29 protein-coding genes and 1 pseudogene are annotated in these 26,614 nt (G+C 40.6%); 28 read left to right on the top strand and 2 right to left on the bottom strand.

Going from position 1 to position 26,614, the window contains the following annotated elements:
- Nucleotides 1–55 precede the first annotated feature (55 nt).
- The 3 genes from ACORHU_RS09360 (at nt 56) to pcp (ending at nt 1,611) form a co-directional block, all read left to right on the top strand.
- A complete protein-coding gene (locus tag ACORHU_RS09360; protein WP_261106013.1) occupies nt 56–481 on the top strand; it encodes a MarR family winged helix-turn-helix transcriptional regulator in 426 nt (141 codons plus the stop codon).
- Nucleotides 482–491: 10 nt separating this feature from the next.
- Nucleotides 492–854, top strand: coding sequence for a DUF1304 domain-containing protein (locus ACORHU_RS09355; RefSeq protein WP_261106014.1), 363 nt, complete (start codon nt 492–494; stop codon nt 852–854).
- A 112-nt stretch (nt 855–966) separates the two neighbouring features.
- Complete coding sequence (pcp, locus tag ACORHU_RS09350; protein WP_434364430.1) at nt 967–1,611, top strand: pyroglutamyl-peptidase I; 645 nt, start codon at nt 967–969, stop codon at nt 1,609–1,611.
- Between the two features lie 25 nt (nt 1,612–1,636).
- On the opposite strand, the gene ACORHU_RS09345 is transcribed toward pcp, so the two are convergent.
- A complete protein-coding gene (locus tag ACORHU_RS09345) occupies nt 1,637–2,494 on the bottom strand; it encodes a DUF975 family protein (RefSeq protein ID WP_434364429.1) in 858 nt (285 codons plus the stop codon).
- Between the two features lie 118 nt (nt 2,495–2,612).
- Between ACORHU_RS09345 and tgt the strand changes: the two genes are divergently transcribed.
- The 25 genes and pseudogenes from tgt to gap all read left to right on the top strand — a co-directional run bounded on the left by tgt (nt 2,613) and on the right by gap (nt 25,606).
- Nucleotides 2,613–3,755: a tRNA guanosine(34) transglycosylase Tgt gene (gene tgt, locus ACORHU_RS09340; protein ID WP_001285237.1), complete on the top strand. Its 1,143-nt coding sequence runs from the start codon at nt 2,613–2,615 to the stop codon at nt 3,753–3,755.
- Between the two features lie 100 nt (nt 3,756–3,855).
- On the top strand, nt 3,856–5,673 hold the full coding sequence (locus ACORHU_RS09335) for an acyltransferase family protein (RefSeq protein WP_434364428.1): 1,818 nt from the start codon (nt 3,856–3,858) through the stop codon (nt 5,671–5,673).
- Nucleotides 5,674–5,825: 152 nt separating this feature from the next.
- Nucleotides 5,826–6,977, top strand: coding sequence for an N-acetylglucosamine-6-phosphate deacetylase (nagA, locus tag ACORHU_RS09330; protein WP_434364427.1), 1,152 nt, complete (start codon nt 5,826–5,828; stop codon nt 6,975–6,977).
- A 312-nt stretch (nt 6,978–7,289) separates the two neighbouring features.
- A pseudogene (locus ACORHU_RS09325) lies at nt 7,290–7,784 on the top strand (zinc-binding dehydrogenase); the annotation flags it as partial.
- A 149-nt stretch (nt 7,785–7,933) separates the two neighbouring features.
- Nucleotides 7,934–8,299: a DUF1033 family protein gene (locus ACORHU_RS09320; RefSeq protein WP_000286413.1), complete on the top strand. Its 366-nt coding sequence runs from the start codon at nt 7,934–7,936 to the stop codon at nt 8,297–8,299.
- Nucleotides 8,300–8,375: 76 nt separating this feature from the next.
- Nucleotides 8,376–9,317, top strand: coding sequence for a competence type IV pilus ATPase ComGA (comGA, locus tag ACORHU_RS09315; protein ID WP_434364426.1), 942 nt, complete (start codon nt 8,376–8,378; stop codon nt 9,315–9,317).
- On the top strand, nt 9,265–10,281 hold the full coding sequence (gene comGB, locus ACORHU_RS09310) for a competence type IV pilus assembly protein ComGB (RefSeq protein WP_434365179.1): 1,017 nt from the start codon (nt 9,265–9,267) through the stop codon (nt 10,279–10,281). The genes comGA and comGB overlap by 53 nt, the downstream gene beginning before the upstream one ends.
- 1 nt (nt 10,282) lies before the next feature.
- Nucleotides 10,283–10,606 (top strand): competence type IV pilus major pilin ComGC, encoded by a 324-nt coding sequence (comGC, locus tag ACORHU_RS09305; protein WP_261125151.1) that lies wholly within the window; start codon nt 10,283–10,285, stop codon nt 10,604–10,606.
- A complete protein-coding gene (comGD, locus tag ACORHU_RS09300; RefSeq protein WP_434364425.1) occupies nt 10,569–11,003 on the top strand; it encodes a competence type IV pilus minor pilin ComGD in 435 nt (144 codons plus the stop codon). The genes comGC and comGD overlap by 38 nt, the downstream gene beginning before the upstream one ends.
- Complete coding sequence (comGE, locus tag ACORHU_RS09295) at nt 10,966–11,268, top strand: competence type IV pilus minor pilin ComGE (protein WP_071478895.1); 303 nt, start codon at nt 10,966–10,968, stop codon at nt 11,266–11,268. Before comGD ends, comGE begins: the two co-directional genes overlap by 38 nt.
- On the top strand, nt 11,231–11,692 hold the full coding sequence (comGF, locus tag ACORHU_RS09290) for a competence type IV pilus minor pilin ComGF (protein WP_434364424.1): 462 nt from the start codon (nt 11,231–11,233) through the stop codon (nt 11,690–11,692). The genes comGE and comGF overlap by 38 nt, the downstream gene beginning before the upstream one ends.
- Nucleotides 11,670–12,083 carry a competence type IV pilus minor pilin ComGG gene (comGG, locus tag ACORHU_RS09285; RefSeq protein WP_434364423.1) on the top strand — a complete coding sequence of 138 codons (414 nt, stop codon included), beginning with the start codon at nt 11,670–11,672 and terminating at the stop codon, nt 12,081–12,083. The genes comGF and comGG overlap by 23 nt, the downstream gene beginning before the upstream one ends.
- Before the next feature lie 32 nt (nt 12,084–12,115).
- A complete protein-coding gene (locus ACORHU_RS09280; protein WP_434364422.1) occupies nt 12,116–12,703 on the top strand; it encodes a class I SAM-dependent methyltransferase in 588 nt (195 codons plus the stop codon).
- A gap of 60 nt (nt 12,704–12,763) precedes the next feature.
- Nucleotides 12,764–13,717 carry a class I SAM-dependent methyltransferase gene (locus tag ACORHU_RS09275; protein WP_434364421.1) on the top strand — a complete coding sequence of 318 codons (954 nt, stop codon included), beginning with the start codon at nt 12,764–12,766 and terminating at the stop codon, nt 13,715–13,717.
- 49 nt (nt 13,718–13,766) lie between these two features.
- Nucleotides 13,767–14,960 carry an acetate kinase gene (locus ACORHU_RS09270; RefSeq protein ID WP_434364420.1) on the top strand — a complete coding sequence of 398 codons (1,194 nt, stop codon included), beginning with the start codon at nt 13,767–13,769 and terminating at the stop codon, nt 14,958–14,960.
- Nucleotides 14,961–15,104: 144 nt separating this feature from the next.
- Nucleotides 15,105–15,476: a ribonuclease P protein component gene (gene rnpA, locus ACORHU_RS09265; protein ID WP_261017350.1), complete on the top strand. Its 372-nt coding sequence runs from the start codon at nt 15,105–15,107 to the stop codon at nt 15,474–15,476.
- Nucleotides 15,451–16,275: a membrane protein insertase YidC gene (locus ACORHU_RS09260; RefSeq protein WP_434364419.1), complete on the top strand. Its 825-nt coding sequence runs from the start codon at nt 15,451–15,453 to the stop codon at nt 16,273–16,275. The genes rnpA and ACORHU_RS09260 overlap by 26 nt, the downstream gene beginning before the upstream one ends.
- Before the next feature lie 17 nt (nt 16,276–16,292).
- A complete protein-coding gene (gene jag / locus ACORHU_RS09255; RefSeq protein ID WP_049534711.1) occupies nt 16,293–17,279 on the top strand; it encodes an RNA-binding cell elongation regulator Jag/EloR in 987 nt (328 codons plus the stop codon).
- 50 nt (nt 17,280–17,329) lie between these two features.
- Nucleotides 17,330–17,953 (top strand): HI_0552 family protein, encoded by a 624-nt coding sequence (locus ACORHU_RS09250; RefSeq protein WP_434364418.1) that lies wholly within the window; start codon nt 17,330–17,332, stop codon nt 17,951–17,953.
- A 116-nt stretch (nt 17,954–18,069) separates the two neighbouring features.
- A complete protein-coding gene (gene tkt, locus ACORHU_RS09245; RefSeq protein ID WP_434364417.1) occupies nt 18,070–20,046 on the top strand; it encodes a transketolase in 1,977 nt (658 codons plus the stop codon).
- A gap of 116 nt (nt 20,047–20,162) precedes the next feature.
- A complete protein-coding gene (gene yajC, locus ACORHU_RS09240) occupies nt 20,163–20,462 on the top strand; it encodes a preprotein translocase subunit YajC (RefSeq protein ID WP_000445811.1) in 300 nt (99 codons plus the stop codon).
- Nucleotides 20,463–20,508: 46 nt separating this feature from the next.
- Complete coding sequence (locus tag ACORHU_RS09235; protein ID WP_434364416.1) at nt 20,509–20,931, top strand: low molecular weight protein-tyrosine-phosphatase; 423 nt, start codon at nt 20,509–20,511, stop codon at nt 20,929–20,931.
- Nucleotides 20,918–21,328: a hypothetical protein gene (locus tag ACORHU_RS09230; RefSeq protein ID WP_434364415.1), complete on the top strand. Its 411-nt coding sequence runs from the start codon at nt 20,918–20,920 to the stop codon at nt 21,326–21,328. The genes ACORHU_RS09235 and ACORHU_RS09230 overlap by 14 nt, the downstream gene beginning before the upstream one ends.
- 298 nt (nt 21,329–21,626) lie before the next feature.
- The gene (gene adhE, locus ACORHU_RS09225) at nt 21,627–24,278 is read left to right on the top strand and encodes a bifunctional acetaldehyde-CoA/alcohol dehydrogenase (protein WP_434364414.1); all 2,652 of its coding nucleotides are present in this window, start codon (nt 21,627–21,629) and stop codon (nt 24,276–24,278) included.
- Nucleotides 24,279–24,598: 320 nt separating this feature from the next.
- The gene (gap, locus tag ACORHU_RS09220) at nt 24,599–25,606 is read left to right on the top strand and encodes a type I glyceraldehyde-3-phosphate dehydrogenase (protein ID WP_000260686.1); all 1,008 of its coding nucleotides are present in this window, start codon (nt 24,599–24,601) and stop codon (nt 25,604–25,606) included.
- Nucleotides 25,607–25,677: 71 nt separating this feature from the next.
- Here the strand turns inward: gap and ACORHU_RS09215 are convergent, their stop codons facing one another.
- Nucleotides 25,678–26,553 carry an RluA family pseudouridine synthase gene (locus ACORHU_RS09215; protein ID WP_371510022.1) on the bottom strand — a complete coding sequence of 292 codons (876 nt, stop codon included), beginning with the start codon at nt 26,551–26,553 and terminating at the stop codon, nt 25,678–25,680.
- Between the last annotated feature and the right edge of the window lie 61 nt (nt 26,554–26,614).

Below are 26,614 nucleotides of genomic sequence, written 5' to 3'. Positions count from 1 at the left end.
TTTGCATTATGATTGACTAATCAACTATTGATGAGTCAATCGAAAAGAAGAAGACATGATAGAGATTCAAGATTTACTTTATCAACTCCGCTTGTCTGAGCAAGCGAGTACGCAATTGTTTGAAAAAAGGCTTGGGATTAGTTTGACACGGTATCAGATTTTACTGTTTTTACTGGAGAATTCTCCCTGTAATCAAATAGCGGTTCAGGAGCGTTTGAAGATTGATCAGGCTGCTTTGACCCGACATTTCAAAATTCTGGAAAAGGAAGGTTTGGTGGAGCGTCATCGTAATCCTGAAAATCAGCGGGAAGTGTTGGTGGAGGCTACGAAGTATGCCAAGGACCAGTTAGTGATGAATCCGCCTCTGCAGCATATCAAGGTTAAAGAAGCGATGGAAAGTATCTTAACAGAGTCTGAGAGAACAGAGCTCAACCGTTTATTAAATAAATTGGTTTTGGGTATTGAGAATATAGAAATTTAAGGAGAAATAGATGTCAATTATTACAATCATTTTAGCAACGATCGTTGCTTTGGAGCATTTTTACATTTTTTATTTGGAAAGTATTGCAACGCAATCAGAAGCGACTAGTCGTGTCTTTAACATGGATAGGGAAGAACTGGCTCGCCCGTCGGTAAGCTCATTGTTTAAAAATCAAGGGATTTATAATGGTCTGCTAGGAGTTTTTCTCTTGTATGGGATTTATTTCTCACAGAATTTAGAAATTGTGACTATTTTTGTCCTGTTTGTGATAGGTGCTGCGGCTTATGGCTCTCTCACAGCAGATAAGAAAATTATTTTGAAGCAAGGTGGACCAGCTATTTTGGCCTTGATTAGTATTTTACTCTTTAAATAAATTTGAAAGGCGGTACTAGTCTCGCTAGTCCTTTTCACTCCAGAATAAGGGAAATATGTTATACTTGTTTTTAAGAAAAAAGTCTCATTGAATTAGTTTTGAGGAGTTAGAAATGAAAGTATTAGTGACAGGTTTTGAGCCCTTTGGAGGGGAAAAGGTCAATCCAGCTTTGGAGGCCATTAAAGGTTTACCAGCTGAAATCCATGGTGCTGAGGTCCGTTGGCTAGAAGTGCCGACAGTCTTTCACAAATCGGCCCATGTATTGGAAGAAGAGATGAACCATTATCAACCTGACTTTGTCCTTTGTATCGGCCAAGCAGGTGGAAGAACTAGCTTGACGCCTGAACGAGTGGCCATTAATCAAGACGATGCACGCATTCCTGATAACGAAGGTAATCAACCGATTGACCTTCCCATTCGCCCAGACGGTGCCTCTGCCTACTTTAGTAGTTTGCCGATTAAAGCGATGGTTCAAGCTATAAAAAAAGAGGGATTGCCGGCCTCTGTTTCCAATACAGCAGGGACTTTTGTCTGCAATCATTTGATGTATCAGGCCCTCTATTTGGTAGAAAAGAAATTTCCACATGTTAAGGCAGGTTTTATGCATATTCCTTATATGATGGAACAGGTGGTAAATCGACCTACTACCCCAGCTATGAGTTTAGTGGATATTAGGCGAGGGATAGAAGCGGCAATCGGCGCCATTATCGAACATGGAGATCAGGACCTCAAGTTGGTAGGTGGAGAAACTCATTGATAGAAAAAAGCTTGAGGGAAAACCTTCAAGCTTTTGGACGTTTTCGAGCCAGGACTGCTCTGTAAAAAATCATTTTATTGATTTGAATGTAGGGTAGGAGTGAGAAACTAGCAATTCCAAAGGTAATCCAATTGAGGAAGTACCAAGGAAGGAGTTGTAAGTCTAGGACGAAACGCTGGAACTTGTAACCTTTCATCAGGAAACGGCTGGTTTTAAGGATTTGTCCTGGTTTGGCTTGTCCCAAGGCTAGGGTGTCACAGAGGAGAAATTCTACCTGAGAATAGGCATAGTATTGTGGAATATAGAGACTATTTCCGACAATCATCAAGAAGATACTTGCTAGAACGTAAAGTCCAAAGGTCATGAGGAAGCCTTCAGTTTCAACTGATGAGAGATCCAGATTGGGAAACTCAGGATGAAGGACAATGAATTTCTTTGCTAAAAAGCTACTGTAAAAGAGGAAGTAAATCCCGAGTAAGCTAGGAATACTCCATAAGAAGAGATAGAAACGTTTGAGAAGGAGAGTCAAAAAGGTTTGTGAAAAGTGCTCTTCGTTAAAGAGAGTGAGACTATTTTTGACGGTTAGTTCTGTATCAGGATTCTTTATGAGTTTCAGTGTTGTATAGACGGAACTAGTTAGAAGAATAGCTACGATAAAGGAGACTAATAGAGGAAAAAGGTAGGCTTGGAATACATGACCAAACACGCTTAAAAAGGATTGCTCTAAAATAGACTCGTTGATGCGCTCTAAGGGATTAAGGAAGCCAGACAAGATGACCAGCATGCTAGGTAAGAGATAGACGAGAAAGAGGCGGGGATTTTCAGCCTGAAATTGTCTGGCCTGCAGACGAATGGTTTTTAAATCAATTTTTGGGTATTTCATTCTCTCATTATACACCATAGTTCGTGACAGTTCCAGCTTTTTTTGATAAAATCATACAGTATGCCCTTGGGCACAAAGTATGAACTGGGACTGTTTTTCCCAGCTTCGGAGGTAAAAAATGTCAGATTCACCAATCAAATATCGTTTGATTAAGAAAGAAAAACACACAGGAGCTCGTCTGGGAGAAATCATCACTCCCCACGGTACCTTCCCGACACCTATGTTTATGCCAGTTGGGACACAAGCAACTGTCAAAACTCAGTCACCTGAAGAATTGAAGGAGATGGGTTCGGGAATTATCCTGTCAAATACCTATCATCTCTGGCTTCGTCCTGGAGATGAACTCATCGCACGCGCAGGTGGTCTCCACAAGTTCATGAATTGGGATCAACCAATCTTGACAGACAGTGGTGGTTTTCAGGTTTATTCTCTAGCAGATAGCCGCAATATCACAGAAGAAGGCGTAACCTTTAAAAACCATCTCAATGGGTCTAAGATGTTCTTGTCTCCAGAGAAGGCCATCTCTATTCAGAATAATCTGGGCTCAGACATCATGATGTCCTTTGACGAATGTCCTCAGTTTTATCAACCTTATGACTACGTTAAGAAATCAATTGAGCGTACCAGCCGTTGGGCTGAGCGTGGTTTGAAGGCTCATCGTCGTCCGCATGACCAAGGCTTGTTTGGAATTGTGCAGGGAGCAGGATTTGAAGACCTGCGTCGCCAATCAGCTCATGACCTTGTCAGCATGGATTTCCCAGGCTACTCTATCGGTGGTTTGGCAGTGGGAGAAACCCACGAGGAGATGAATGCGGTTTTGGACTTCACAACCCAACTGTTACCTGAAAACAAACCTCGCTATCTGATGGGTGTGGGAGCGCCAGATAGTTTGATCGATGGAGTGATTCGCGGGGTGGATATGTTTGACTGTGTCTTGCCGACTCGTATCGCTCGTAACGGTACCTGTATGACCAGTCAAGGACGTTTGGTTGTCAAAAATGCTCAGTTTGCTGAGGACTTTACGCCACTGGATCCTGAGTGTGATTGCTACACATGTAAGAACTATACACGTGCCTACCTTCGTCACCTCCTCAAAGCTGATGAAACTTTCGGTATCCGTTTGACTAGCTACCACAATCTTTACTTCTTGCTTAACCTGATGAAGCAAGTGCGACAAGCCATCATGGATGACAATCTCTTGGAATTCCGTGAGTATTTTGTTGAAAAATATGGCTATAATAAGTCAGGACGTAATTTCTAAAATGGAATTGATATAAGCTAAAAATCCTAAGTTTTCTCTTGGGATTTTTCTTCTTTTTTTGATAGAATAAAGTGTACAATGAAAGGGAGAATAAACTCGTATGCGCATTAAATGGTTTTCCTTGATAAGGATTACAGGTTTACTACTGGTACTCTTGTATCATTTCTTTCAGACCATCTTTCCTGGAGGTTTTTTCGGGGTAGATGTCTTTTTCACATTTTCAGGATTTCTGATTACGGCTCTACTTATCGAAGAATTTTCTAAAAACTATGAGATTGATTTGATAGGATTTTTTAGAAGACGTTTTTATCGGATTGTGCCACCTGTGGTTTTGATGGTCTTGGTAACCATGCCCTTTACCTTCCTAGTTCGCCAAGACTATGTTGCTGGAATTGGCGGTCAGATTGCGGGTGTCTTAGGCTTTATGACCAACTTCTATGAACTCCTAACAGGTGGGAGTTATGAATCTCAGTTCATTCCTCATTTGTTTGTTCATAATTGGAGCTTGGCCGTTGAGGTGCACTACTACATCCTCTGGGGCTTGGCAGTTTGGTTCTTATCCAAACAGGCTAAATCAAATGGTCAGTTGAAGGGGATGGTTTTTCTCTTATCAGCTGCTGCCTTCTTGATTAGTTTCTTCTCCATGTTTATTGGTAGTTTTCTAGTAACCTCTTATTCCTCTGTTTACTTCTCCAGTTTGACTCATGTCTATCCATTCTTTTTGGGAAGTATCCTAGCAACTATCGTAGGCGTTCGTCAGACTACTTCCCTAGTTAAGCAGTTGGATAAAATCTGGGATTTACGCAAGACCCTATTGATTTTTGGAGGAGGTTTTGGCTTCCTACTCATTTTGACCTTCTTTGTCAAATTTACCTATCTCTTTGCCTATCTTATTGGCTTCTTGCTTGCCAGCCTTGCAGCCCTTGCTATGATCCTTGCAGCGCGTGTCTTACATGAAAAGACACCTAACGTGCAGGAGCCAAAGATGATTAGCTTTTTAGCAGATACTAGCTATGCGGTTTATCTCTTCCATTGGCCTTTCTATATCATATTCTCACAGTTGACCTCAAATCTTTTTGCTGTGTTACTGACTTTGATTTGTTCTTATGGATTTGCCAGTCTTTCATTTTATGTATTGGAACCTTGGATTGCAGGTAAGAACACACCTATTTTACAAACCCTTCGTCCCCTGCCTTATATTCACGCAATTCTTGCAACAAGTACAGGAATCTTAGCCTTCATTGTCTTCTTAGTGACTTTGCTGGCACCACAAGTGGGAGCGTTTGAGACAGATTTGACTGTCAATGGTTTGAAGCAAGCTGCAACAAATATTGGCCAGACCAAGGTGATGGCAGAACGAGCAGAAGCTGATAGTTTAGGAATTGCTGATGGCACTATGTTAATTGGTGACTCAGTGGCTTTAAGGGCAAATACAGCCCTGCAGACAGCCCTTCCAGGAGCACAGATTAATGCACAAGTTAGCAGGACAACTAAGACCGCCAATGAAATCATGCTAAATAATGGGCAGAATAAATTTCTACCAAAGATGGTAGTTATTGCAACTGGGGTAAATAATCCTGAAAATTACAAGGAAGATTGGGACAGTATCGTGAAAAATCTTCCTAAGGGCCATCATATGATTTTAGTGACTCCTTATGAGGGAGATAAGACAAAAGAGACCTATGCCATCGTTGAGAAGGCTGCTGCCTATATGAGAGAATTGGCAGAGAAGACTCCTTACATCACGATAGCAGATTGGAATCAAGCTGCTAAGGAGCATCCAGAAATCTGGGCAGGAACAGACCAAGTCCATTTTGGAAGTGACAATAGTAAGATTGAAGCAGGAGCAAAATTGTATGCAGATACCATTGCCACAGCCTTGCAAACAGCTCAAGACAAACCAGTCAAATCTAAATAACTTGTATTTAAAAAGAGAAGAGTTGGAGAAATCCAGCTCTTTTAAAATATCTCTAGAAAATAGGTCTATACCATTTACAAATAAAAAAGAAAGGTTTATAATGTAATTGACATAATAAATTATAGAATCAATCTTTTAAGGAGGTTAACATTATGCCTAGCTATATTAAAGCGGATCAGTTTTTCTACCCACACGGAGTTCGTCGAGGTGGTTACTTGGAACTTGTAGATGGCAAGTTTGGGAAACATGTAGAACAAATTCCTGAAGGAGCAGAGGTCATTGACTATACAGGATACAGCATTGCGCCAGGACTTGTGGATACCCACATTCATGGATTTGGTGGTGTGGATGTCATGGATAATAACATCGAAGGTACCCTTCATACCATGAGTGAAGGACTCCTCAGCATGGGAGTGACCAGCTTCTTACCAACAACCTTGACTTCCTCTTACGAACAATTGCTTGCGGTAACAGAAAATATCGGTGCTCGTTATCAGGAAGCAACTGGAGCTAAGATTCGTGGTATCTATTTTGAAGGGCCTTATTTCACAGAGAAATACAAGGGGGCTCAAAACCCTGCTTACATGAAAGATCCTCGCATGGATGAGTTTCGTGCTTGGCAAAAAGCAGCAAATGGTTTGCTAAATAAAATTGCCCTTGCGCCAGAGCGTGAAGGTGTAGAAGACTTTGTTCGTACGGTTACGGGCGAAGGTGTGACGGTTGCTCTTGGACACTCAGATGCGACATTTGAACAAGCTAAAAAGGCAGTAGATGCTGGGGCTAGTGTTTGGGTACATGCCTACAATGGAATGCGTGGGTTGACGCATCGTGAACTGGGTATGGTTGGAGCCATGTATCAATTGCCACATACCTATGCAGAGTTGATCTGTGATGGTCACCACGTGGATCCAAAAGCCTGTGAAATCCTTATCAAACAAAAAGGAACAGAAAATATTGCTCTTATCACAGACTGTATGACAGCTGGTGGATTGGAAGACGGTGACTACATGTTGGGAGAATTCCCAGTAGTAGTTGCCAATGGAACTGCTCGCCTCAAATCGACAGGTAACTTGGCAGGTTCTATTCTCAAACTCAAAGATGGTTTGAAAAATGTTGTCGACTGGAACATTGCCTCTCCACACGAAGCAGTCATGATGGCCAGTCTAAACCCAGCTAAATCTGTTCACATCGATGATGTTTGTGGACAAATCCGTGAAGGCTATGACGCAGACTTTATCGTACTAGATAAAGATTTGGAATTGGTAGCAACTTACCTAGATGGTGAGAAACGTTACCAAGCATAAGAGAGGAAGCAGAAGTTAGAGACTAGCTTCTGCTTTTTTATCTACATTGCTTTACCGATAAATGAAAAAGTTAAAAAAATCACAAAAACTTGAACAAATAAATGAAAAGGATTACAATTTTATTATAAAGGAAAAGTAGAACCTGCTTGCAGCGTATCTATTATTGATTCAGGACCAGTTGAATTGGCTTCTCTTTTATAGTGATATGAAATGAAATCTGAACAAATTGATTAGGAAAGTCAAATTAATGTATAGAAACATTTTAGCACCTATAACGCACTATTCTAGATTCAATATACTGTGGCAGATTAATTCTACTCGCCAGCTAAATTGATTATGGTGGACTTAGACGATAACCGCTTGGAAACTGCTTTATCATTCGGTGCGACTCATAAGGTTAATTCTTCAGACCCTGAAAAAGCCATTAAGGAAATTTATGATTTGACAGATGGTCGTGGTGTAGATGTTGCTATCGAAGCTGTTGGTATTCCTGCAACATTTGATTTCTGTCAAAAGATTATCGGTGTAGACGGAACAGTTGCCAACTGTGGTGTACATGGTAAACCAGTTGAATTCGATTTGGATAAACTTTGGATTCGCAACATCAATGTAACAACTGGTTTGGTATCTACAAATACCACTCCACAATTGTTGAAAGCACTTGAAAGTCATAAGATTGAACCAGAAAAATTGGTAACTCACTATTTCAAACTCAGTGAAATTGAAAAAGCCTATGAAGTTTTCAGTAAGGCAGCAGACCACCATGCAATCAAGGTCATTATCGAAAACGATATTTCTGAAGCCTAGGTAGTGACAAGATTTTGGAACACAAGCAAATAGAAATTCAGTCATCATAAGATGGCTGGATTTTTTATCAAGAAATTAAGAAATGAGCATATTTCTTTCCTTGTCTGGCGGAATTGGTTATAATATACGGTACAAAGGAATGAATGAATATGTATCGTGTTATAGAAATGTACGGAGATTTTGAACCTTGGTGGTTCTTAGAAGGTTGGGAAGAAGATATTGTAGCAAGTAGAAAATTTGACCAGTATTATGATGCTCTCAAATACTACAAAACTTGCTGGTTTAGATTGGAACAAGAATCCCCTCTTTATAAAAGTAGAAGTGACTTGATGACCATTTTTTGGGACCCAGAAGACCAACGCTGGTGTGATGAATGTGATGAGTATTTACAACAATACCATTCTTTGGCTCTTTTGCAGGATGAGCAGGTTATTCCAGATGAAAAACTACGCCCAGGCTATGAAAAACAAACAGGTAAGGAAAGGCACCGTTCTTGCCGTATGAAATTAAAATAGAGGAAAAGTAACTTTTTTGGAGTTGCTTTTTTTATTTTTCCAAATCTTTGCGAATAGTATAGGTGAGGAGGTAAGTATGGTTCAAGAAATTGCACAAGAAATCATTCGTTCGGCCCGGAAAAAAGGGGCGCAAGACATTTATTTTGTCCCCAAGTTAGACGCCTATGAGCTTCATATGAGGGTAGGAGACGAGCGCTGTAAAATTGGTTGTTATGATTTTGAAAAATTTGCGGCAGTCATCAGTCACTTTAAGTTTGTGGCGGGTATGAATGTAGGAGAAAAGCGACGTAGTCAACTTGGTTCCTGTGATTATGCCTATGACCAGAAGATGGCATCTCTACGTCTATCTACTGTAGGCGATTATCGAGGACATGAGAGTTTAGTCATTCGCTTGTTGCACGATGAGGAGCAAGATTTACATTTTTGGTTTCAGGATATTGGAGAACTGGATAAGCAGTACAGGCAACGGGGACTCTATCTTTTTGCTGGTCCAGTCGGCAGTGGTAAGACAACCTTGATGCACGAATTGGCTAAATCAATATTTAAAGGACAGCAAGTCATGTCCATCGAAGATCCTGTTGAAATCAAGCAGGACGACATGCTTCAGTTGCAGTTGAACGAAGCAATCGGGCTAACCTATGAAAATCTAATTAAGCTTTCCCTACGGCATCGTCCTGATCTCTTGATTATCGGAGAAATTCGTGACAGCGAAACGGCGCGTGCAGTGGTCAGAGCTAGTTTGACAGGTGCGACAGTCTTTTCAACCATTCATGCCAAGAGTATTAGAGGTGTTTATGAGCGCCTGTTGGAGTTGGGTGTGAGTGAGGAGGAATTGGCAGTCGTTCTGCAGGGAGTCTGCTACCAGAGATTAATCGGGGGAGGAGGAATCGTTGACTTTGCAAACAAAGACTATCAAGAACACCAGCCAACTAGCTGGAATAAACAGATTGACCAGCTTCTTAAAGATGGACATATCACAAGCCTTCAAGCTGAAACGGAAAAAATTAGCTACAGCTAAGCAAAAAAATATCATCACCCTATTTAACAATCTCTTTTCCAGCGGTTTTCATCTGGTGGAGACCATCTCCTTTTTAGATAGGAGTGCCTTGTTGGACAAGCAGTGTGTGACCCAGATGCGTACAGGCTTGTCTCAGGGAAAATCATTCTCAGAAATGATGGAAAGTTTGGGATTTTCAAGTGCCATTGTCACTCAGTTATCCCTAGCTGAAGTTCATGGAAATCTCCACTTGAGTTTGGAAAAGATAGAAGAATATCTAGACAATCTGGCCAAGGTCAAGAAAAAATTAATTGAAGTAGCGACCTATCCCTTGATTTTACTGGGATTTCTTCTCTTAATCATGCTGGGACTGCGTAATTACCTACTACCACAACTGGATAGTAGTAATATTGCCACCCAAATTATCGGCAATCTCCCACAAATCTTTCTAGGCATGGTAGGGTTTGTTTCTCTGCTTGCCCTTTTAGCACTAATTTTTTATAAAAGAAGTTCAAAGATGCGTGTCTTTTCTATCTTGGCCAGAATTCCCTTCTTTGGTATCTTCGTTCAAACTTATCTGACAGCTTATTATGCGCGTGAATGGGGGAATATGATTTCGCAGGGGATGGAGTTGACGCAGATTTTTCATATCATGCAGGAACAAGGTTCCCAACTCTTTAAAGAAATCGGTCAAGATCTGGCTCATGCTCTCCAAAATGGTCAGGAATTTTCTCAGACGATAGGAACCTATCCTTTCTTTAGGAAGGAATTGAGTCTCATCATCGAGTATGGGGAAGTCAAGTCTAAGCTGGGGAGTGAGTTGGAAATCTATGCTGAAAAAACTTGGGAATCCTTTTTTACCCGAGTCAATCGCACCATGAATTTGGTGCAGCCACTGGTCTTTATCTTTGTGGCTCTGATTATCGTTTTACTTTATGCGGCAATGCTCATGCCCATGTATCAAAATATGGAGGTAAATTTTTAAAATGAAAAAAATGATGACATTCTTGAAAAAAGCTAAGGTTAAAGCTTTCACACTTGTGGAAATGTTGGTGGTCTTGCTCATCATCAGCGTGCTTCTCTTACTCTTTGTACCTAATCTGACCAAGCAAAAAGAAGCAGTCAACGACAAAGGGAAAGCTGCTGTTGTTAAGGTGGTAGAAAGCCAGGCAGAGCTTTATAGCTTGGATAAAAATGAAGATGCTAGCCTAAGTAAGTTACAAGCAGATGGGCGAATCACAGAAGAACAGGCTAAAGCTTATAAAGAATACCATGCTAAACAAAATACCAGTCAAAGTGTTTCAGATTAAGGCTTTTACCATGCTGGAAAGTCTCTTGGTTTTAGGACTTGTGAGTATCCTTGCCTTGGGCTTATCTGGCTCTGTCCAGTCCACTTTTGCGGCGGTAGAGGAGCAGATTTTCTTTATGGAGTTTGAAGAACTCTATCGGGAAACTCAAAAACGCAGTGTAGCCAGTCAGCAAAAGATTAGTCTGAATTTAGATGAGCAGACCATTAGCAATGACAGTCAAAAGCTGACAGTTCCTAAAGGAATTCAAGCACCATCGGGACAAAGTATTACATTTGACCGAGCTGGGGGCAATTCGTCCCTGGCTAAGGTTGAATTTCAGACCAGCAAAGGAGCGATTCGTTATCAATTATATTTAGGAAATGGAAAAATTAAACGCATTAAGGAAACAAAAAATTAGGGCAGTGATTTTACTGGAAGCAGTAGTCGCTCTAGCTATCTTTGCCAGTATTGCTACCCTTCTTTTGGGACAAATTCAGAAAAATAGGCAAGAAGAAGCAAAAATCTTGCAGAAAGAAGAAGTTGTGCGTGTCGCTAAGATGGCACTGCAGACAGGTCAAAATCAGGTAAACATCAATGGAGTTGAGATTCAGGTGTTTTCTAGTGAAAAGGGATTGGAGGTCTACCATGGTTCAGAACAGTTGTTGGCGATCAAAGAGCCATAAGGTCAAGGCTTTCACCTTGTTGGAATCCCTAATTGCCCTTATTGTCATCAGTGGGAGCCTACTCCTTTTTCAAGCTATGAGCCAGCTCCTCATTTCAGAAGTTCGCTACCAGCAACAAAGCGAGCAAAAGGAGTGGCTCTTGTTTGTGGACCAGTTGGAGGCAGAATTAGACCGTTCGCAGTTTGAAAAAGTGGAAGGCAATCGCATTTATATGAAGCAAGATGGCAAGGACATCGCTATCGGTAAGTCCAAGTCAGACGATTTTCGTAAAACAGATGCCAGTGGACGGGGTTATCAGCCTATGGTTTATGAACTCAAATCTGCGCAGATTACAGAGGACAATCAACTGGTTCGTTTTCGTTTCCAGTTCCAAAAAGGCTTAGAGAGGGAGTTCATCTATCGTGTGGAAAAAGAAAAAAGTTAAGGCAGGAGTCCTTCTCTATGCGGTAACCATAGCAGCTATCTTTAGTCTTTTGTTACAATTTTACTTGAACCGACAAGTCGCCCACTATCAAGACTATGCTTTAAATAAAGAAAAGTTGGTTGCTTTTGCCATGGCCAAGCGAACCAAAGATAAGGTTGAGCAAGAAAGTGGGGAACAGTCCTTTAATCTAGGTCAGGTGAGCTATCAAAATAAGAAAACAAGCTTAGTGACAAGGGTTCGTATGCCTAAGAGTCAATATGAGTTCATCTTTCCTTCCATCAAAATAAAAGAAGAGAAAAGAGATAAAAAGGAAGAGTTAGCGACCGATTCAAGCGAAAAAGTGGAGAAGAAAAAATCAGAAAAGAAGCTTGAAAAGAAAAGGAATTTCTAGCCAATCAAACTACTTTGTGCTAAACTAAAAATATGAAACATGATTTTAACCACAAAGCAGAAACTTTTGACTCCCCTAAAAACATTTTCCTTGCAAACTTGGTTTGTCAAGCAGTCGAGAAACAGCTTGATGCTCCATCAGACAAAGAAATTCTGGATTTTGGTGGAGGGACGGGGCTATTAGCCTTGCCCCTAGCCAAGCAGGCTAAATCAGTCACTCTTATAGACATTTCTGAGAAAATGCTGGAGCAAGCTCGCTTGAAAGCGGAGCAGCAAGAAATTAAGAATATCCAGTTTTTGGAGCAAGATTTACTGGCAAATCCCTTGGAGCAAGAGTTTGATCTCATTGTTGTTTGTCGTGTTCTTCACCATATGCCTGATTTGGATGCGACTCTCTCACTGTTTCATCAACATTTGAAGGAAGATGGACAACTCTTCCTTGCTGATTTTACCAAGACAGAAGCTAACCATCATGGATTTGATTTAGCTGAACTGGAAAACAAGCTAATTCAGCACGGTTTTTCATCTGTGCATAGTCAGATTCTCTATAGCGCTGAAGACCTGTTTCAAGGAAATTACTCAGAACTCTTTTTAACAGTAGCCCAAAAATCACTCGCCTAGTCAGGGAGTGATTTTTCTATAAGGATGGAAAAAAGAAGGGAAATTTGATAAGATAGGAATATGGATTTTGAAAAAATTGAACAAGCTTATACCTATTTACTAGAGAATGTCCAAGTCATTCAAAGTGATTTGGCGACCAACTTTTATGACGCCCTGGTGGAGCAAAACAGCATTTATCTGGATGGTGAAACTGAGTTAGAGCAGGTCAAGGAGAACAATCAAGCCCTTAAGCGTTTAGCACTTCGCAAAGAAGAATGGCTCAAGACCTACCAGTTTCTCTTGATGAAGGCTGGGCAGACAGAGCCCCTACAGGCCAATCACCAGTTTACGCCAGATGCCATTGCTTTACTTTTGGTGTTTATTGTGGAAGAATTGTTTAAAGAGGAGGAAATCACTATCCTCGAAATGGGTTCCGGGATGGGGATTCTGGGGGCTACTTTCTTGACCTCGCTTGATAAAAAGGTGGATTACTTGGGAATGGAAGTGGATGATTTGCTGATTGATTTGGCAGCTAGCATGGCAGATGTAATTGGTTTGCAGGCTGGTTTTGTCCAAGGAGATGCTGTTCGTCCACAAATGCTCAAAGAAAGCGATGTGGTCATCAGCGACTTGCCTGTCGGCTATTATCCTGATGATGCCGTTGCGTCGCGCCATCAAGTTGCTTCTAGTCAAGAACATACCTACGCCCATCACTTGCTCATGGAACAAGGACTTAAGTATCTCAAGTCAGACGGATACGCTATTTTTCTCGCTCCGAGTGATTTGTTGACCAGCCCTCAAAGCGATTTGTTGAAAGGCTGGTTGAAAGAGGAGGCAAGTCTGACTGCCATGATTAGTTTGCCTGAAAATCTCTTTGCCAGTGCTAAACAATCCAAGACCATTTTTATCTTACAGAAGAAAAGTGAAATAGCAGTAGAGCCTTTTATTTATCCACTTGCTAGCTTGCAAGATGCAAGTGTTTTAATGAAATTTAAAGAAAATTTTCAAAAATGGACTCAAGGTACTGAAATATAAAATAGATTTTGTTATAATAGTTGAAAACGCTTAAAAGAGGAGTCTTGTTATGACAAAAACAATTGCAATCAATGCAGGAAGTTCAAGTTTGAAATGGCAATTATACTTAATGCCCGAGGAAACAGTGTTAGCCAAAGGCTTGATTGAACGTATCGGTTTGAAAGATTCAATTTCAACTGTAAAATTTGATGGCCGTTCTGAACAACAAATTTTGGATATCGAAAATCACACACAAGCTGTTAAAATCTTATTGGATGACTTGATTCGTTTCGATATTATCAAGGCTTATGATGAGATTACAGGTGTTGGACATCGTGTTGTTGCCGGTGGAGAATATTTCAAAGAATCGACAGTTGTTGAGGGAGATGTTTTAGAAAAAGTTGAAGAGTTGAGTTTGTTGGCTCCTCTCCATAACCCAGCCAATGCAGCAGGTGTTCGTGCCTTCAAGGAATTGTTGCCAGATATTACCAGTGTAGTTGTTTTTGATACTTCATTCCACACAAGTATGCCAGAGAAAGCTTATCGCTACCCTCTACCAACAAAATATTACACAGAAAACAAGGTTCGTAAATATGGTGCCCACGGTACAAGCCACCAGTTTGTAGCGGGAGAAGCTGCAAAACTCTTGGGACGTCCATTAGAAGACTTAAAATTGATTACTTGCCACATCGGTAATGGTGCTTCTATTACAGCTGTTAAGGGTGGTCAATCTGTGGATACTTCAATGGGATTCACTCCACTTGGTGGTGTGATGATGGGAACTCGTACAGGAGATATTGACCCAGCTATCATTCCTTACCTAATGCAATATACAGAGGACTTTAATACGCCAGAGGCTATTAGCCATATTCTCAATCGTGAGTCAGGACTCCTGGGAGTTTCAGGACAGTCTAGTGATATGCGTGATGTGATTGCTGCTAAAAAAGAAGGAGACTATGATGCTACCTTAGCATATGAAATCTATATTGACCGTATCCAAAAACATATTGGGCAGTACCTTGCAGTCCTAAATGGTGCAGATGCTATTATCTTTACAGCGGGTGTAGGAGAAAATGCAACCGATGTACGTGAAGATGTTATTTCAGGTATCTCTTGGTTTGGTTGTGACGTTGATCCTGAAAAGAACGTCTTTGGAGTGACGGGAGATATTTCAACCGACGCAGCTAAAATCCGTGTCTTGGTTATTCCAACAGATGAAGAATTAGTCATTGCTCGTGACGTTGAACGCTTGAAAAATAAGTAAAACTAGAAAAAGTATTTAGTACAAGGAGTTGGGAAAGAGATTTTCCAGCTTCTTTTTCTGATGAAATTGTCCAAAACCTTGCTATGATTGGCTTTTTTGAAAAATATGGTATAATAGTAGTAATTTAATAGATGGAGTTGAGTTTTGAAGAAAAGCTTTCGTGTAAAAAGAGAGAAAGATTTTAAGGCGATTTTCAAGGAGGGGACAAGTTTTGCTAATCGCAAATTTGTTGTCTACCAGTTAGAAAACCAGAAAAACCATTTTCGAGTAGGTCTATCAGTCAGCAAAAAACTGGGGAATGCGGTCACTAGAAATCAAATCAAGCGACGAATCCGACATATTATCCAGAATGTAAAAGGGAGTCTGGAAGAAAACGTCGATTTTGTTGTCATTGCTCGAAAAGGGGTTGAAACCTTGGGATACGCAGAGATGGAGAAAAATCTACTCCACGTATTAAAATTATCAAAGATTTACCAGGAAGGAAATGGGAGTGAAAAAGAAACTACAGTTGACTAGTTTGCTAGGACTGTCTCTATTGATCATGACAGCTTGTGCGACTAATGGGACAACTAGCGATATTACAGCCAATTCGGCTGATTTTTGGAGTAAATTTGTTTACTTCTTTGCAGAAATTATTCGCTTTTTATCGTTTGATATCAGTATCGGAGTGGGGATTATTCTCTTTACGGTCTTGATTCGTACACTGCTCTTGCCAGTCTTTCAAGTGCAAATGGTGGCTTCCAGAAAAATGCAGGAAGCTCAACCACGTATTAAGGCGCTTAGAGAACAATATCCAGGTCGAGATATGGAAAGCAGAACCAAGCTAGAGCAGGAAATGCGTAAAGTCTTTAAAGAAATGGGTGTCAGACAGTCAGATTCTCTTTGGCCGATTTTGATTCAGATGCCGGTTATCTTAGCCTTGTTCCAAGCTCTATCAAGAGTTGACTTTTTAAAGACAGGTCATTTCTTATGGATTAACCTTGGTGGTGTGGATACAACCCTTGTTCTTCCGATTTTAGCAGCAGTATTTACTTTTTTAAGTACTTGGTTGTCCAACAAAGCCTTGTCTGAGCGTAATGGTGCTACGACTGCGATGATGTATGGGATTCCAGTCTTGATTTTTATCTTTGGGGTTTATGCTCCGAGCGGAGTAGCGCTCTACTGGGCAGTGTCCAATGCTTATCAAGTCTTGCAAACCTATTTCTTGAACAATCCATTTAAGATTATCGCAGAGCGCGAGGCTGTAGTACAGGCACAGAAAGATTTGGAAAATAGAAAAAGAAAAGCCAAGAAAAAGGCTCAGAAAACGAAATAATAAGGAGGGATCTGGTAATGGTAGTATTTACAGGTTCAACTGTTGAAGAAGCAATCCAGAAAGGATTGAAAGAGTTAGCTATTCCAAGAATGAAGGCTCACATCAAAGTCATTTCTCGTGAAAAAAATGGATTTCTTGGTTTATTTGGTAAAAAACCAGCCCAGGTTGATATTGAAGCTATTAGTGAAACAACTGTTATTAAAGCAAATCAACAAGCTGTCAAGGGTGTTCCTAGAGAAATTAACGAACAAAATGAACCGGTTAAAACGGTCAGTGAAGCAACCGTTGATTTGGGTCATGTTGTAGAGGCAATTAAAAAGATTGAAGAGGAAGGTCAGGGTATTTCTGATGAAGTCAAGGCTGAAATCTTAAAACATGAAAGACATGCTAGCACTATCTTAGAAGAAACTGGTCACATTGAGATTTTAAATGAACTACAACTTGAAGAATCTAGTCAAGAAGAATTAGCGGTTTCTGCTGTCGCAAATGAAGTAGAGCAAACTGAAAGACAAGAGCTAGAGGATTTGGGGTTAAAAATTGAATCGAGCTTTGATATTGAACAAGTAGCTACAGAAGTAACGACTTATGTTCAAACGATTATTGATGATATGGATGTTGAGGCCACACTTTCAAATGATTATAACCGTCGTAGCATCAATCTACAAATTGACACCAACGAACCAGGTCGTATTATTGGCTACCATGGTAAAGTCTTGAAGGCCTTGCAACTGTTGGCTCAAAATTATCTTTATAACCGCTATTCAAGAACCTTCTACATTACTATTAATGTTAATGATTATGTTGAACACCGTGCAGAAGTCTTGCAGACCTATGCGCAAAAATTGGCGACTCGTGTTTTAGAAGAAGGTCGCAGCCGACAAACAGATCCAATGTCAAATAGCGAGCGCAAGATTATCCATCGTATTATTTCACGTATGGATGGGGTGACTAGTTACTCTGAGGGTGATGAGCCAAATCGCTATGTCGTTGTAGATACAGAATAAGTAAAATCAGGGTTCTCCTGATTTTTTGCTAGCTAGAGGAGATTAAACTGATGTTGAATAAGATAAGAGACTATCTGGACTTTGCTGGTTTGCAGTACCGTAATCCTGATAAAGCGGGAGCAGAGCGAGAGAAGATGCTGGCATTCCGCTACAAAGGTCAAGAAGCACGAAAGGCTTTTACAGAATTTGCTAAAGCCTTTCAAGCAAGCCATCCAGAATGGCAACTCCAACAGACTAGTCAGTGGATGAATCAGGCCCAGCGTTTGCGACCACATTTTTGGGTTTATCTACAGAGAGACGGAAAAGTGACAGAACCTATGATGGCTCTTCGTTTGTACGGGACATCTACTGATTTTGGTATTTCCTTAGAGGTCAGTTTCATTGAGCGCAAGAAGGATGAGCAGACTCTAGGCAAGCAGGCTAAAGTTTTAGAAATTCCAACCGCTAAAGGGATTTATTATCTAGCCTACTCTGATGGTCAAAGTCAAAGATGGGATGCGAACGAAGAAAATCGTCAGGTCTTAGTCGAGAAGGTAGGAAGTCAAGAAATCCGAAAAGTTTTAGTTAAGGCAGATGTTTCTTTTATAGAAAATCAATCATTAGAAGTTATTTTAGAAAAATTAGAAGAAGCTTATGATCGCTTGTTTCCCTACTATCAGGCGACCAGAGAGTAGAAAATAGATGACTTATCTAGCGTCGAATTGTTTAATTGCTATTCTATGTATTTTTTCATATAATAGTAAAATAGAATGTGTGATCTAATAATCACCTCAAATAGAAAGGAAATTCTATGTCAAATCTATCTGTTAATGCAATCCGTTTCCTAGGTATTGACGCCATCAATAAAGCCAACTCAGGTCACCCAGGTGTGGTTATGGGAGCGGCTCCGATGGCTTACAGCCTCTTTACAAAACAACTTCGTATCAATCCAGCTAAACCAAACTGGATTAACCGCGACCGCTTTATTCTTTCAGCAGGCCATGGTTCAATGCTTCTTTATGCCCTTCTTCACCTTTCTGGTTTTGAAGATGTCAGTATGGATGAGATCAAGAGCTTCCGTCAATGGGGTTCAAAAACACCAGGTCACCCAGAATTTGGTCATACAGCAGGGATTGATGCTACGACAGGTCCTCTAGGTCAAGGGATTTCAACTGCCACTGGTTTTGCCCAAGCAGAACGTTTCTTGGCAGCCAAATATAACCGTGAAGGCTACAATATCTTTGACCACTATACTTATGTTATCTGTGGAGACGGAGACTTGATGGAAGGTGTTTCAAGTGAGGCAGCTTCATACGCAGGTTTGCAAAAACTGGACAAGTTGGTTGTTCTTTACGATTCAAATGACATCAACTTGGATGGTGAGACAAAGGATTCATTTACAGAGAGTGTTCGTGACCGTTACAATGCCTACGGTTGGCATACAGCCTTGGTTGAAGATGGAACAGATTTAGAAGCAATCCATGCTGCTATCGAGACAGCTAAAGCTTCAGGTAAGCCATCTTTGATTGAAGTGAAGACTGTTATTGGATACGGTTCTCCAAATAAACAAGGAACTAATGCCGTACACGGTGCTCCTCTTGGAGCAGATGAAACTGCAGCAACTCGTCAAGCTCTCGGTTGGGACTACGATCCGTTTGAAATCCCAGAACAAGTATATGCTGATTTCAAAGAACATGTTGCAGACCGTGGCGCATCAGCTTATGAAGCTTGGGTAAAATTAGTTGCTGATTATAAAGAAGCTCATCCAGAACTGGCAGCAGAAGTAGAAGCTATTATTGATGGACATGATCCAGTTGAAGTGACTCCAGCAGACTTCCCAGCTTTAGAAAATGGCTTCTCTCAAGCAACTCGTAATTCAAGCCAAGATGCCTTGAATGTTGTGGCAGCTAAGTTACCAACTTTCTTGGGTGGTTCAGCTGACCTAGCTCACTCAAACATGACTTATATCAAGACTGATGGACTTCAAGATGATGCCAATCGCTTGAACCGCAACATTCAGTTTGGTGTTCGTGAATTTGCAATGGGAACGATCTTGAACGGGATGGCTCTTCATGGTGGACTTCGTGTATACGGTGGAACTTTCTTCGTCTTCTCTGACTATGTGAAGGCAGCTGTCCGCTTGTCAGCCTTGCAAGGTCTTCCTGTGACTTATGTCTTTACTCACGATTCAATTGCAGTTGGGGAAGATGGCCCAACGCACGAACCAGTTGAGCATTTAGCAGGTCTTCGTGCTATGCCAAATCTAAATGTTTTCCGTCCAGCAGATGCGCGTGAAACTCAAGCAGCTTGGTATCTTGCAGTGACAAGTGAGAAAACGCCAACTGCCCTTGTCTTGACACGTCAAAACTTGACTGTCGAAGAAGGAACGGACTTCGACAAGGTTGCTAAAGGTGCCTATGTTGTCTATGAAAATGCATCCGACTTTGATACTATCTTGATTGCAACAGGTTCAGAGGTCAATCTTGCTGTCTCGGCTGCCAAAGAATTGGCTAGTCAAGGAGCAAAAGTCCGCGTAGTCAGCATGCCATCTACAGATGTCTTTGATAAACAAGATGCAGCATACAAGGAAGAAATTCTTCCAAATGCAGTTCGCCGTCGTATTGCAGTCGAAATGGGTGCAAGTCAAAACTGGTACAAATATGTTGGTCTAGATGGTGCTGTTCTTGGTATTGATACCTTCGGAGCTTCTGCCCCAGCACCAAAAGTATTGGCAGAATATGGCTTTACTGTCGAAAATCTTGTAAAAGTCGTTCAAAACTTGAAATAATCCTAAAAATCAGGGCGCAGGCTCTGATTTTTCTTACTAGAAAAGCAAGGTACAATCTTGTAAAAGTAGCTGAAATTTGATATAGTAGTCCTATGTAAAAGACAAAGGAGAATATAATGGAATCACAATATACATTTTTAATCATTCTTGTGGCTATGGTTGGCTTGATGTTCTTTACGCAACGCTCTCAAAAGAAACAAGCACAAAAACGTATGGAAAGTTTAAACAAACTGCAAAAAGGCTATGAAGTGATTACAATCGGTGGACTTTACGGAACAGTTGATGAAGTAGATACGGAGAAAAGAACGATTGTTCTTGATGTAGATGGAGTTTACTTGACTTTTGAACTAGCTGCTATCAAGACCGTATTACCACTTAAAGAAACAGCTTCACTCGAAGGCGCAATTGAAAAATAAGACGGGATTACTAACTCCCGTTTTTCTATAGAAGAAAGGAAATGGGATGAAAAAACTAGTCTTTGTCTGTCTGGGAAATATTTGCCGTAGCCCTATGGCTGAGTTTGTTATGAAATCAATGACAGATAACTACGAAATCCAAAGTCGAGCGACTTCCTCTTGGGAACAGGGCACTCAAGGGATTTTTCAACAGTATCAGATTCCGTATGAAAAAGGCAAAACATCGCTTCAGATTAGTAAGGAAGATTTTGAAGACTTTGATTATATTATCGGAATGGATGCTTCAAATGTTTCTGACTTACGTCAGATGTGTCCAGGAGACTGTCAAGATAAGATTTACTCATTTGCATCTGAAAGTGTTCCAGATCCTTGGTATACAGGAGATTTTGAAGAGACTTATCGGCGTGTTCAAGAGGGATGCCAAGTGTGGTTAGAACGTTTAGAGGAGAGTGAATATGGAGAATTTTAAGAATTTCTATGGGAAATATCATGTCTATCTGAGTCGTTCTCATTTAGAGATTTTAGCCGCAGTAACGATTGTTTTTTGTGCGGTACTAGTCTTTTTTCTAAATATTCCCGGAAAAGGTGTCTTAAAACTCGATAATGGAAATATTGTTTACGATGGTAGTCTTGTCCGTGGTAAAATGAATGGGCAAGGCACCATTACCTTCCAAAATGGAGACCAGTATACAGGTGGTTTCAACAATGGAGCCTTTAATGGCCAAGGTACCTTTCAATCTAAAGAAGGTTGGACCTACGAAGGGGATTTTGTAAATGGTCAGGCTGAAGGAAAAGGGAAACTAACAACAGAACAAGAAGTCGTCTATGAAGGGACCTTTAAACAAGGAATTTTTCAACAAAAATAAAGCCTCCTTATTAAAGGAGGTATTATTACAACTTCAAAGTAAGCGCTTACTTGCAAAACCTTTTCTTTCCAAGTCTCTCTTCCAATCAAGTTTGTGAAATAAAAAATATTTGAAATAAATTTCACAAACTCTAAAGAAAAAACTTGATGAGTAAAGAGAATGGGAAACATTTCACAAATAACTAAAAATTCTTTGTGAAATGTTTATGAAACTGTTTACAAAGTTGAAATAATGCGATATAATAAACTTGTGAAAAAATTAACAAAGGATTAAATCCTTGAAAGCTATGGAGGAAAATATGGCTGATAAAAAAACTGTGACACCAGAGGAAAAGAAACTCGCTGCTGAAAAACATGTAGATGAGTTGGTGCAAAAAGCTCTCGTAGCCCTTGAAGAAATGCGTAAATTGGATCAAGAGCAAGTCGACTATATTGTAGCCAAAGCTTCAGTAGCAGCTTTGGATGCCCATGGAGAATTGGCTTTACATGCCTTTGAAGAAACAGGACGTGGTGTATTTGAAGATAAAGCGACTAAGAACTTATTTGCTTGTGAACACGTGGTAAACAACATGCGCCACACTAAAACAGTTGGCGTTATCGAAGAAGACGATGTAACAGGATTGACTCTCATCGCTGAACCGGTTGGTGTTGTCTGTGGTATTACTCCTACAACAAACCCAACATCAACAGCAATCTTCAAATCATTGATTTCATTGAAGACACGTAATCCAATCGTTTTTGCCTTCCACCCATCAGCACAAGAATCATCTGCTCATGCAGCACGTATCGTCCGCGATGCAGCTATCGCAGCTGGTGCTCCTGAAAACTGTGTGCAATGGATTACTCAACCATCTATGGAAGCAACTAGTGCCCTTATGAACCACGAAGGTATTGCAACAATCCTTGCAACGGGTGGTAATGCCATGGTTAAAGCCGCATACTCATGTGGTAAACCAGCTCTTGGGGTAGGTGCCGGTAACGTTCCAGCTTATGTTGAAAAATCAGCAAACATTCGTCAAGCAGCACACGATATCGTCATGTCTAAATCATTTGATAACGGTATGGTCTGTGCATCTGAACAAGCGGTTATCATTGATAAAGAAATTTACGATGAATTTGTAGCAGAGTTCAAATCTTACCACACTTACTTTGTAAACAAAAAAGAAAAAGCTCTTCTTGAAGAATTCTGTTTCGGCGTGAAAGCAAACAGCAAAAACTGTGCTGGTGCAAAATTGAACGCTGACATCGTTGGTAAACCAGCAACTTGGATTGCAGAACAAGCAGGATTTACAGTTCCAGAAGGAACAAACATTCTTGCTGCAGAATGTAAAGAAGTTGGTGAAAATGAGCCATTGACTCGTGAGAAATTGTCACCAGTTATCGCAGTTTTGGAATCTGAAAGCCGTGAAGATGGTATTACTAAGGCTCGTCAAATGGTTGAATTTAACGGTCTTGGACACTCAGCAGCTATCCACACAGCTGACGAAGAATTGACTAAAGAATTTGGTAAAGCTGTTAAAGCTATTCGTGTTATCTGTAACTCACCTTCTACTTTCGGTGGTATCGGGGACGTTTATAATGCCTTCTTGCCATCATTGACACTTGGATGTGGTTCTTACGGACGCAACTCAGTTGGGGATAACGTTAGTGCCATTAACCTCTTGAATATCAAAAAAGTCGGAAGACGGAGAAATAACATGCAATGGATGAAACTTCCTTCAAAAACATACTTTGAACGTGATTCAATTCAATACCTTCAAAAATGTCGTGACGTTGAACGTGTCATGATCGTTACTGACCATGCCATGGTAGAGCTTGGTTTCCTTGATCGTATCATCGAACAACTTGATCTTCGTCGCAATAAGGTTGTTTACCAAATCTTTGCTGATGTAGAACCAGATCCAGATATCACAACTGTAAACCGTGGTACTGAGATTATGCGTGCCTTCAAACCAGATACAATCATCGCTCTCGGTGGTGGATCTCCAATGGATGCTGCTAAAGTAATGTGGCTCTTCTATGAACAACCAGAAGTGGACTTCCGTGACCTTGTCCAAAAATTCATGGATATCCGTAAACGTGCCTTCAAATTCCCATTGCTTGGTAAGAAGACTAAATTCATCGCAATCCCAACAACATCTGGTACAGGATCTGAAGTAACACCATTTGCCGTTATCTCTGATAAAGCAAACAACCGCAAATACCCAATCGCTGACTACTCATTGACACCAACTGTGGCAATCGTAGACCCTGCTTTGGTATTGACAGTTCCTGGATTTGTTGCTGCGGACACTGGTATGGACGTATTGACCCACGCGACTGAAGCTTATGTATCACAAATGGCTAGCGACTACACTGACGGTCTTGCTCTTCAAGCCATCAAGCTTGTATTCGAAAACCTTGAAAGCTCAGTTAAGAATGCAGATTTCCATTCACGCGAGAAAATGCATAACGCTTCAACTATTGCTGGTATGGCCTTTGCTAATGCCTTCCTAGGTATTTCTCACTCAATGGCTCATAAGATTGGTGCGCAATTCCACACAATCCACGGTCGTACAAATGCAATCTTGCTTCCATACGTCATCCGCTACAACGGTACACGTCCAGCTAAGACAGCAACATGGCCTAAGTACAACTACTACCGTGCAGATGAAAAATATCAAGATATCGCACGCATGCTTGGACTTCCAGCTTCTACTCCAGAAGAAGGGGTTGAATCTTACGCAAAAGCTGTCTACGAACTTGGCGAGCGCGTAGGTATCCAAATGAACTTCAAAGCACAAGGAATTGATGAAAAAGAATGGAAAGAACATTCTCGTGAATTGGCCTTCCTTGCTTATGAAGACCAATGTTCACCAGCTAACCCACGTCTTCCAATGGTTGACCACATGCAAGAAATCATCGAAGATTCTTACTATGGCTACAAAGAAAGACCAGGACGCCGTAAATAATTGTTTATCAGCCTAGAGGCAGGAATTTCCTGTCTCTTTTCTTGTAGAGGTGGAGTGTTGAAAATAATTTTTAGCTTTTCTATTTTCACTTTCTATCTAAAAATGAAAGCGGGAAATGGCTATGTAGACAAAAAAAGACAACAGTATAGGCTTTCAAAGAAGAAAGAAAAATAAGCTAGGTATAGACAAAAAATAACGCCCGTACTTGCAATTCAACTCAAATAGTTATATAATAGGTTTGTTGAAAGGTGATTTGTAGTGATTCAAGTTACTCTTTTCACAATAAAAATTTCATGATTTTCATAAGGAGGAAATCACTAATGGTAGTTAAAGTTGGTATTAACGGTTTCGGACGTATCGGTCGTCTTGCTTTCCGTCGTATCCAAAACGTAGAAGGTGTTGAAGTTACACGTATCAACGACCTTACAGATCCAGTTATGCTTGCACACTTGTTGAAATACGACACAACTCAAGGTCGTTTCGACGGTACTGTTGAAGTTAAAGAAGGTGGATTTGAAGTTAACGGTAAATTCGTTAAAGTTTCTGCTGAACGTGATCCAGAACAAATCGACTGGGCTACTGACGGTGTAGAAATCGTTCTTGAAGCTACTGGTTTCTTTGCTAAGAAAGAAGCAGCTGAAAAACACCTTAAAGGTGGAGCTAAAAAAGTTGTTATCACTGCTCCTGGTGGAAACGACGTTAAAACAGTTGTATTCAACACTAACCACGACGTTCTTGACGGTACTGAAACAGTTATCTCAGGTGCTTCATGTACTACAAACTGCTTGGCTCCAATGGCTAAAGCTCTTCAAGACAACTTTGGTGTTGTAGAAGGATTGATGACTACTATCCACGCTTACACTGGTGACCAAATGATTCTTGACGGACCACACCGTGGTGGTGACCTTCGCCGTGCTCGCGCTGGTGCTGTAAACATCGTTCCTAACTCAACTGGTGCTGCAAAAGCTATCGGTCTTGTAATCCCAGAATTGAACGGTAAATTGGACGGAGCTGCTCAACGTGTTCCTGTTCCAGCAGGTTCTGTAACTGAGTTGGTAGCAGTTCTTGAAAAGAACGTTACTGTTGACGAAGTGAACGCAGCTATGAAAGCAGCTTCAAACGAATCATACGGATACACTGAAGATCCAATCGTATCTTCAGATATCCTAGGTATGTCTTACGGTTCATTGTTTGACGCAACTCAAACTAAAGTTCTTGACGTTGACGGTAAACAATTGGTTAAAGTTGTATCATGGTACGACAACGAAATGTCATACACTGCACAACTTGTTCGTACTCTTGAATACTTCGCAAAAATCGCTAAATAATTCTTGAGTCGATAAAAAGCAAGGCCTCTTGGTCTTGCTTTTCTTATATGGAAAAATGGATGGCACGACGATCATCCATTCTTTTTTAATTCTTTTTCAAAAGTATCTGAAAGAGTAGTGAAGCTTAATTTCGCTAAAGTAAGCGGATGGGTAAAGGAAAGTTGAAAGGCATGAAGCATAAGCCGACTTGCCTTTGATTTACTATTATAGAGAGGGTCGCCCAAGATAGGAAGATTATGATGAGAAAGGTGCACACGAATCTGATGGGTTCGTCCTGTCTTTAGCATGCAACGAACCAAGGAAGTCTTGTTTGAGAATTGCTTTAATCTGCTTACATGTGTTTCAGCATATTGCCCATTTTTTGTATCAACTATTCGCTTTCTGCGGTCATGGCGATCACGTCCGATTTTGTCCCTGAAAACAAGTTCTTTGCTGCTGATATTTCCATCAACTAGTGCCCAATATTCCCTAGAAATCTCTTTTTTCTCCAGTAAGCGATTGAGAATGGGCAGGATAAAAGGATTTTTGGCAAAGAGAACCAAGCCACTGGTTTCCATGTCCAGACGATGAACGACATAGCAGGTTTGGCCAACATAGGCACTGACATGGTTAAGAAGGGCGATTTCGTTTGGCTGATTACCATGCGTTTTCATACCCTCTGGTTTGTTCACAATAATCAAGTGTTGATCTTGATAAACTTCCTGAATGATATTTGGGTTGCCCCAAGGAATTTCCTTTTTGGGATAATCTTCCTTGTCAAAAGTCAATTGGCAAACATCTCCAGGATTTACGATTTCGTTCCAGTGGACTTCTTCTTGATTTATCAAAATATGTTTCTTGATTCTCAAAAAATGACGGATTTTTCTAGGGATGAGGAGTTGTTCTTCAAGTAATTGCTTTACCGTCATTTGAGGTAGAGAGTCTGGTAATGTAAATGTGAATTTCATACAGATATTGTAACAAAAAAAGCCCTATTTGGATAGGAAATAGCTAAATTCTTGTCTTCCT

It is taken from the genome of Streptococcus sp. KHUD_015 (assembly GCF_051106265.1).
Lineage (GTDB): Bacteria > Bacillota > Bacilli > Lactobacillales > Streptococcaceae > Streptococcus.
The sequence above is the reverse complement of the archived record's forward strand: the minus strand, read 5'-3'. Positions and strand labels throughout refer to the sequence as shown.

Coding starts and splice junctions, on each gene's coding strand:
- ACORHU_RS09360 (WP_261106013.1), top strand. CDS start 56: ATGATAGAGATTCAAGATTTACTTTATCAACTCCGCTTGTCTGAGCAA.
- ACORHU_RS09355 (WP_261106014.1), top strand. CDS start 492: ATGTCAATTATTACAATCATTTTAGCAACGATCGTTGCTTTGGAGCAT.
- pcp (WP_434364430.1), top strand. CDS start 967: ATGAAAGTATTAGTGACAGGTTTTGAGCCCTTTGGAGGGGAAAAGGTC.
- ACORHU_RS09345 (WP_434364429.1), bottom strand. CDS start 2,494: ATGAAATACCCAAAAATTGATTTAAAAACCATTCGTCTGCAGGCCAGA.
- tgt (WP_001285237.1), top strand. CDS start 2,613: ATGTCAGATTCACCAATCAAATATCGTTTGATTAAGAAAGAAAAACAC.
- ACORHU_RS09335 (WP_434364428.1), top strand. CDS start 3,856: ATGCGCATTAAATGGTTTTCCTTGATAAGGATTACAGGTTTACTACTG.
- nagA (WP_434364427.1), top strand. CDS start 5,826: ATGCCTAGCTATATTAAAGCGGATCAGTTTTTCTACCCACACGGAGTT.
- ACORHU_RS09320 (WP_000286413.1), top strand. CDS start 7,934: ATGTATCGTGTTATAGAAATGTACGGAGATTTTGAACCTTGGTGGTTC.
- comGA (WP_434364426.1), top strand. CDS start 8,376: ATGGTTCAAGAAATTGCACAAGAAATCATTCGTTCGGCCCGGAAAAAA.
- comGB (WP_434365179.1), top strand. CDS start 9,265: ATGGACATATCACAAGCCTTCAAGCTGAAACGGAAAAAATTAGCTACA.
- comGC (WP_261125151.1), top strand. CDS start 10,283: ATGAAAAAAATGATGACATTCTTGAAAAAAGCTAAGGTTAAAGCTTTC.
- comGD (WP_434364425.1), top strand. CDS start 10,569: ATGCTAAACAAAATACCAGTCAAAGTGTTTCAGATTAAGGCTTTTACC.
- comGE (WP_071478895.1), top strand. CDS start 10,966: ATGGAAAAATTAAACGCATTAAGGAAACAAAAAATTAGGGCAGTGATT.
- comGF (WP_434364424.1), top strand. CDS start 11,231: ATGGTTCAGAACAGTTGTTGGCGATCAAAGAGCCATAAGGTCAAGGCT.
- ACORHU_RS09280 (WP_434364422.1), top strand. CDS start 12,116: ATGAAACATGATTTTAACCACAAAGCAGAAACTTTTGACTCCCCTAAA.
- ACORHU_RS09275 (WP_434364421.1), top strand. CDS start 12,764: ATGGATTTTGAAAAAATTGAACAAGCTTATACCTATTTACTAGAGAAT.
- ACORHU_RS09270 (WP_434364420.1), top strand. CDS start 13,767: ATGACAAAAACAATTGCAATCAATGCAGGAAGTTCAAGTTTGAAATGG.
- jag (WP_049534711.1), top strand. CDS start 16,293: ATGGTAGTATTTACAGGTTCAACTGTTGAAGAAGCAATCCAGAAAGGA.
- ACORHU_RS09250 (WP_434364418.1), top strand. CDS start 17,330: ATGTTGAATAAGATAAGAGACTATCTGGACTTTGCTGGTTTGCAGTAC.
- tkt (WP_434364417.1), top strand. CDS start 18,070: ATGTCAAATCTATCTGTTAATGCAATCCGTTTCCTAGGTATTGACGCC.
- yajC (WP_000445811.1), top strand. CDS start 20,163: ATGGAATCACAATATACATTTTTAATCATTCTTGTGGCTATGGTTGGC.
- ACORHU_RS09235 (WP_434364416.1), top strand. CDS start 20,509: ATGAAAAAACTAGTCTTTGTCTGTCTGGGAAATATTTGCCGTAGCCCT.
- ACORHU_RS09230 (WP_434364415.1), top strand. CDS start 20,918: ATGGAGAATTTTAAGAATTTCTATGGGAAATATCATGTCTATCTGAGT.
- adhE (WP_434364414.1), top strand. CDS start 21,627: ATGGCTGATAAAAAAACTGTGACACCAGAGGAAAAGAAACTCGCTGCT.
- gap (WP_000260686.1), top strand. CDS start 24,599: ATGGTAGTTAAAGTTGGTATTAACGGTTTCGGACGTATCGGTCGTCTT.
- ACORHU_RS09215 (WP_371510022.1), bottom strand. CDS start 26,553: ATGAAATTCACATTTACATTACCAGACTCTCTACCTCAAATGACGGTA.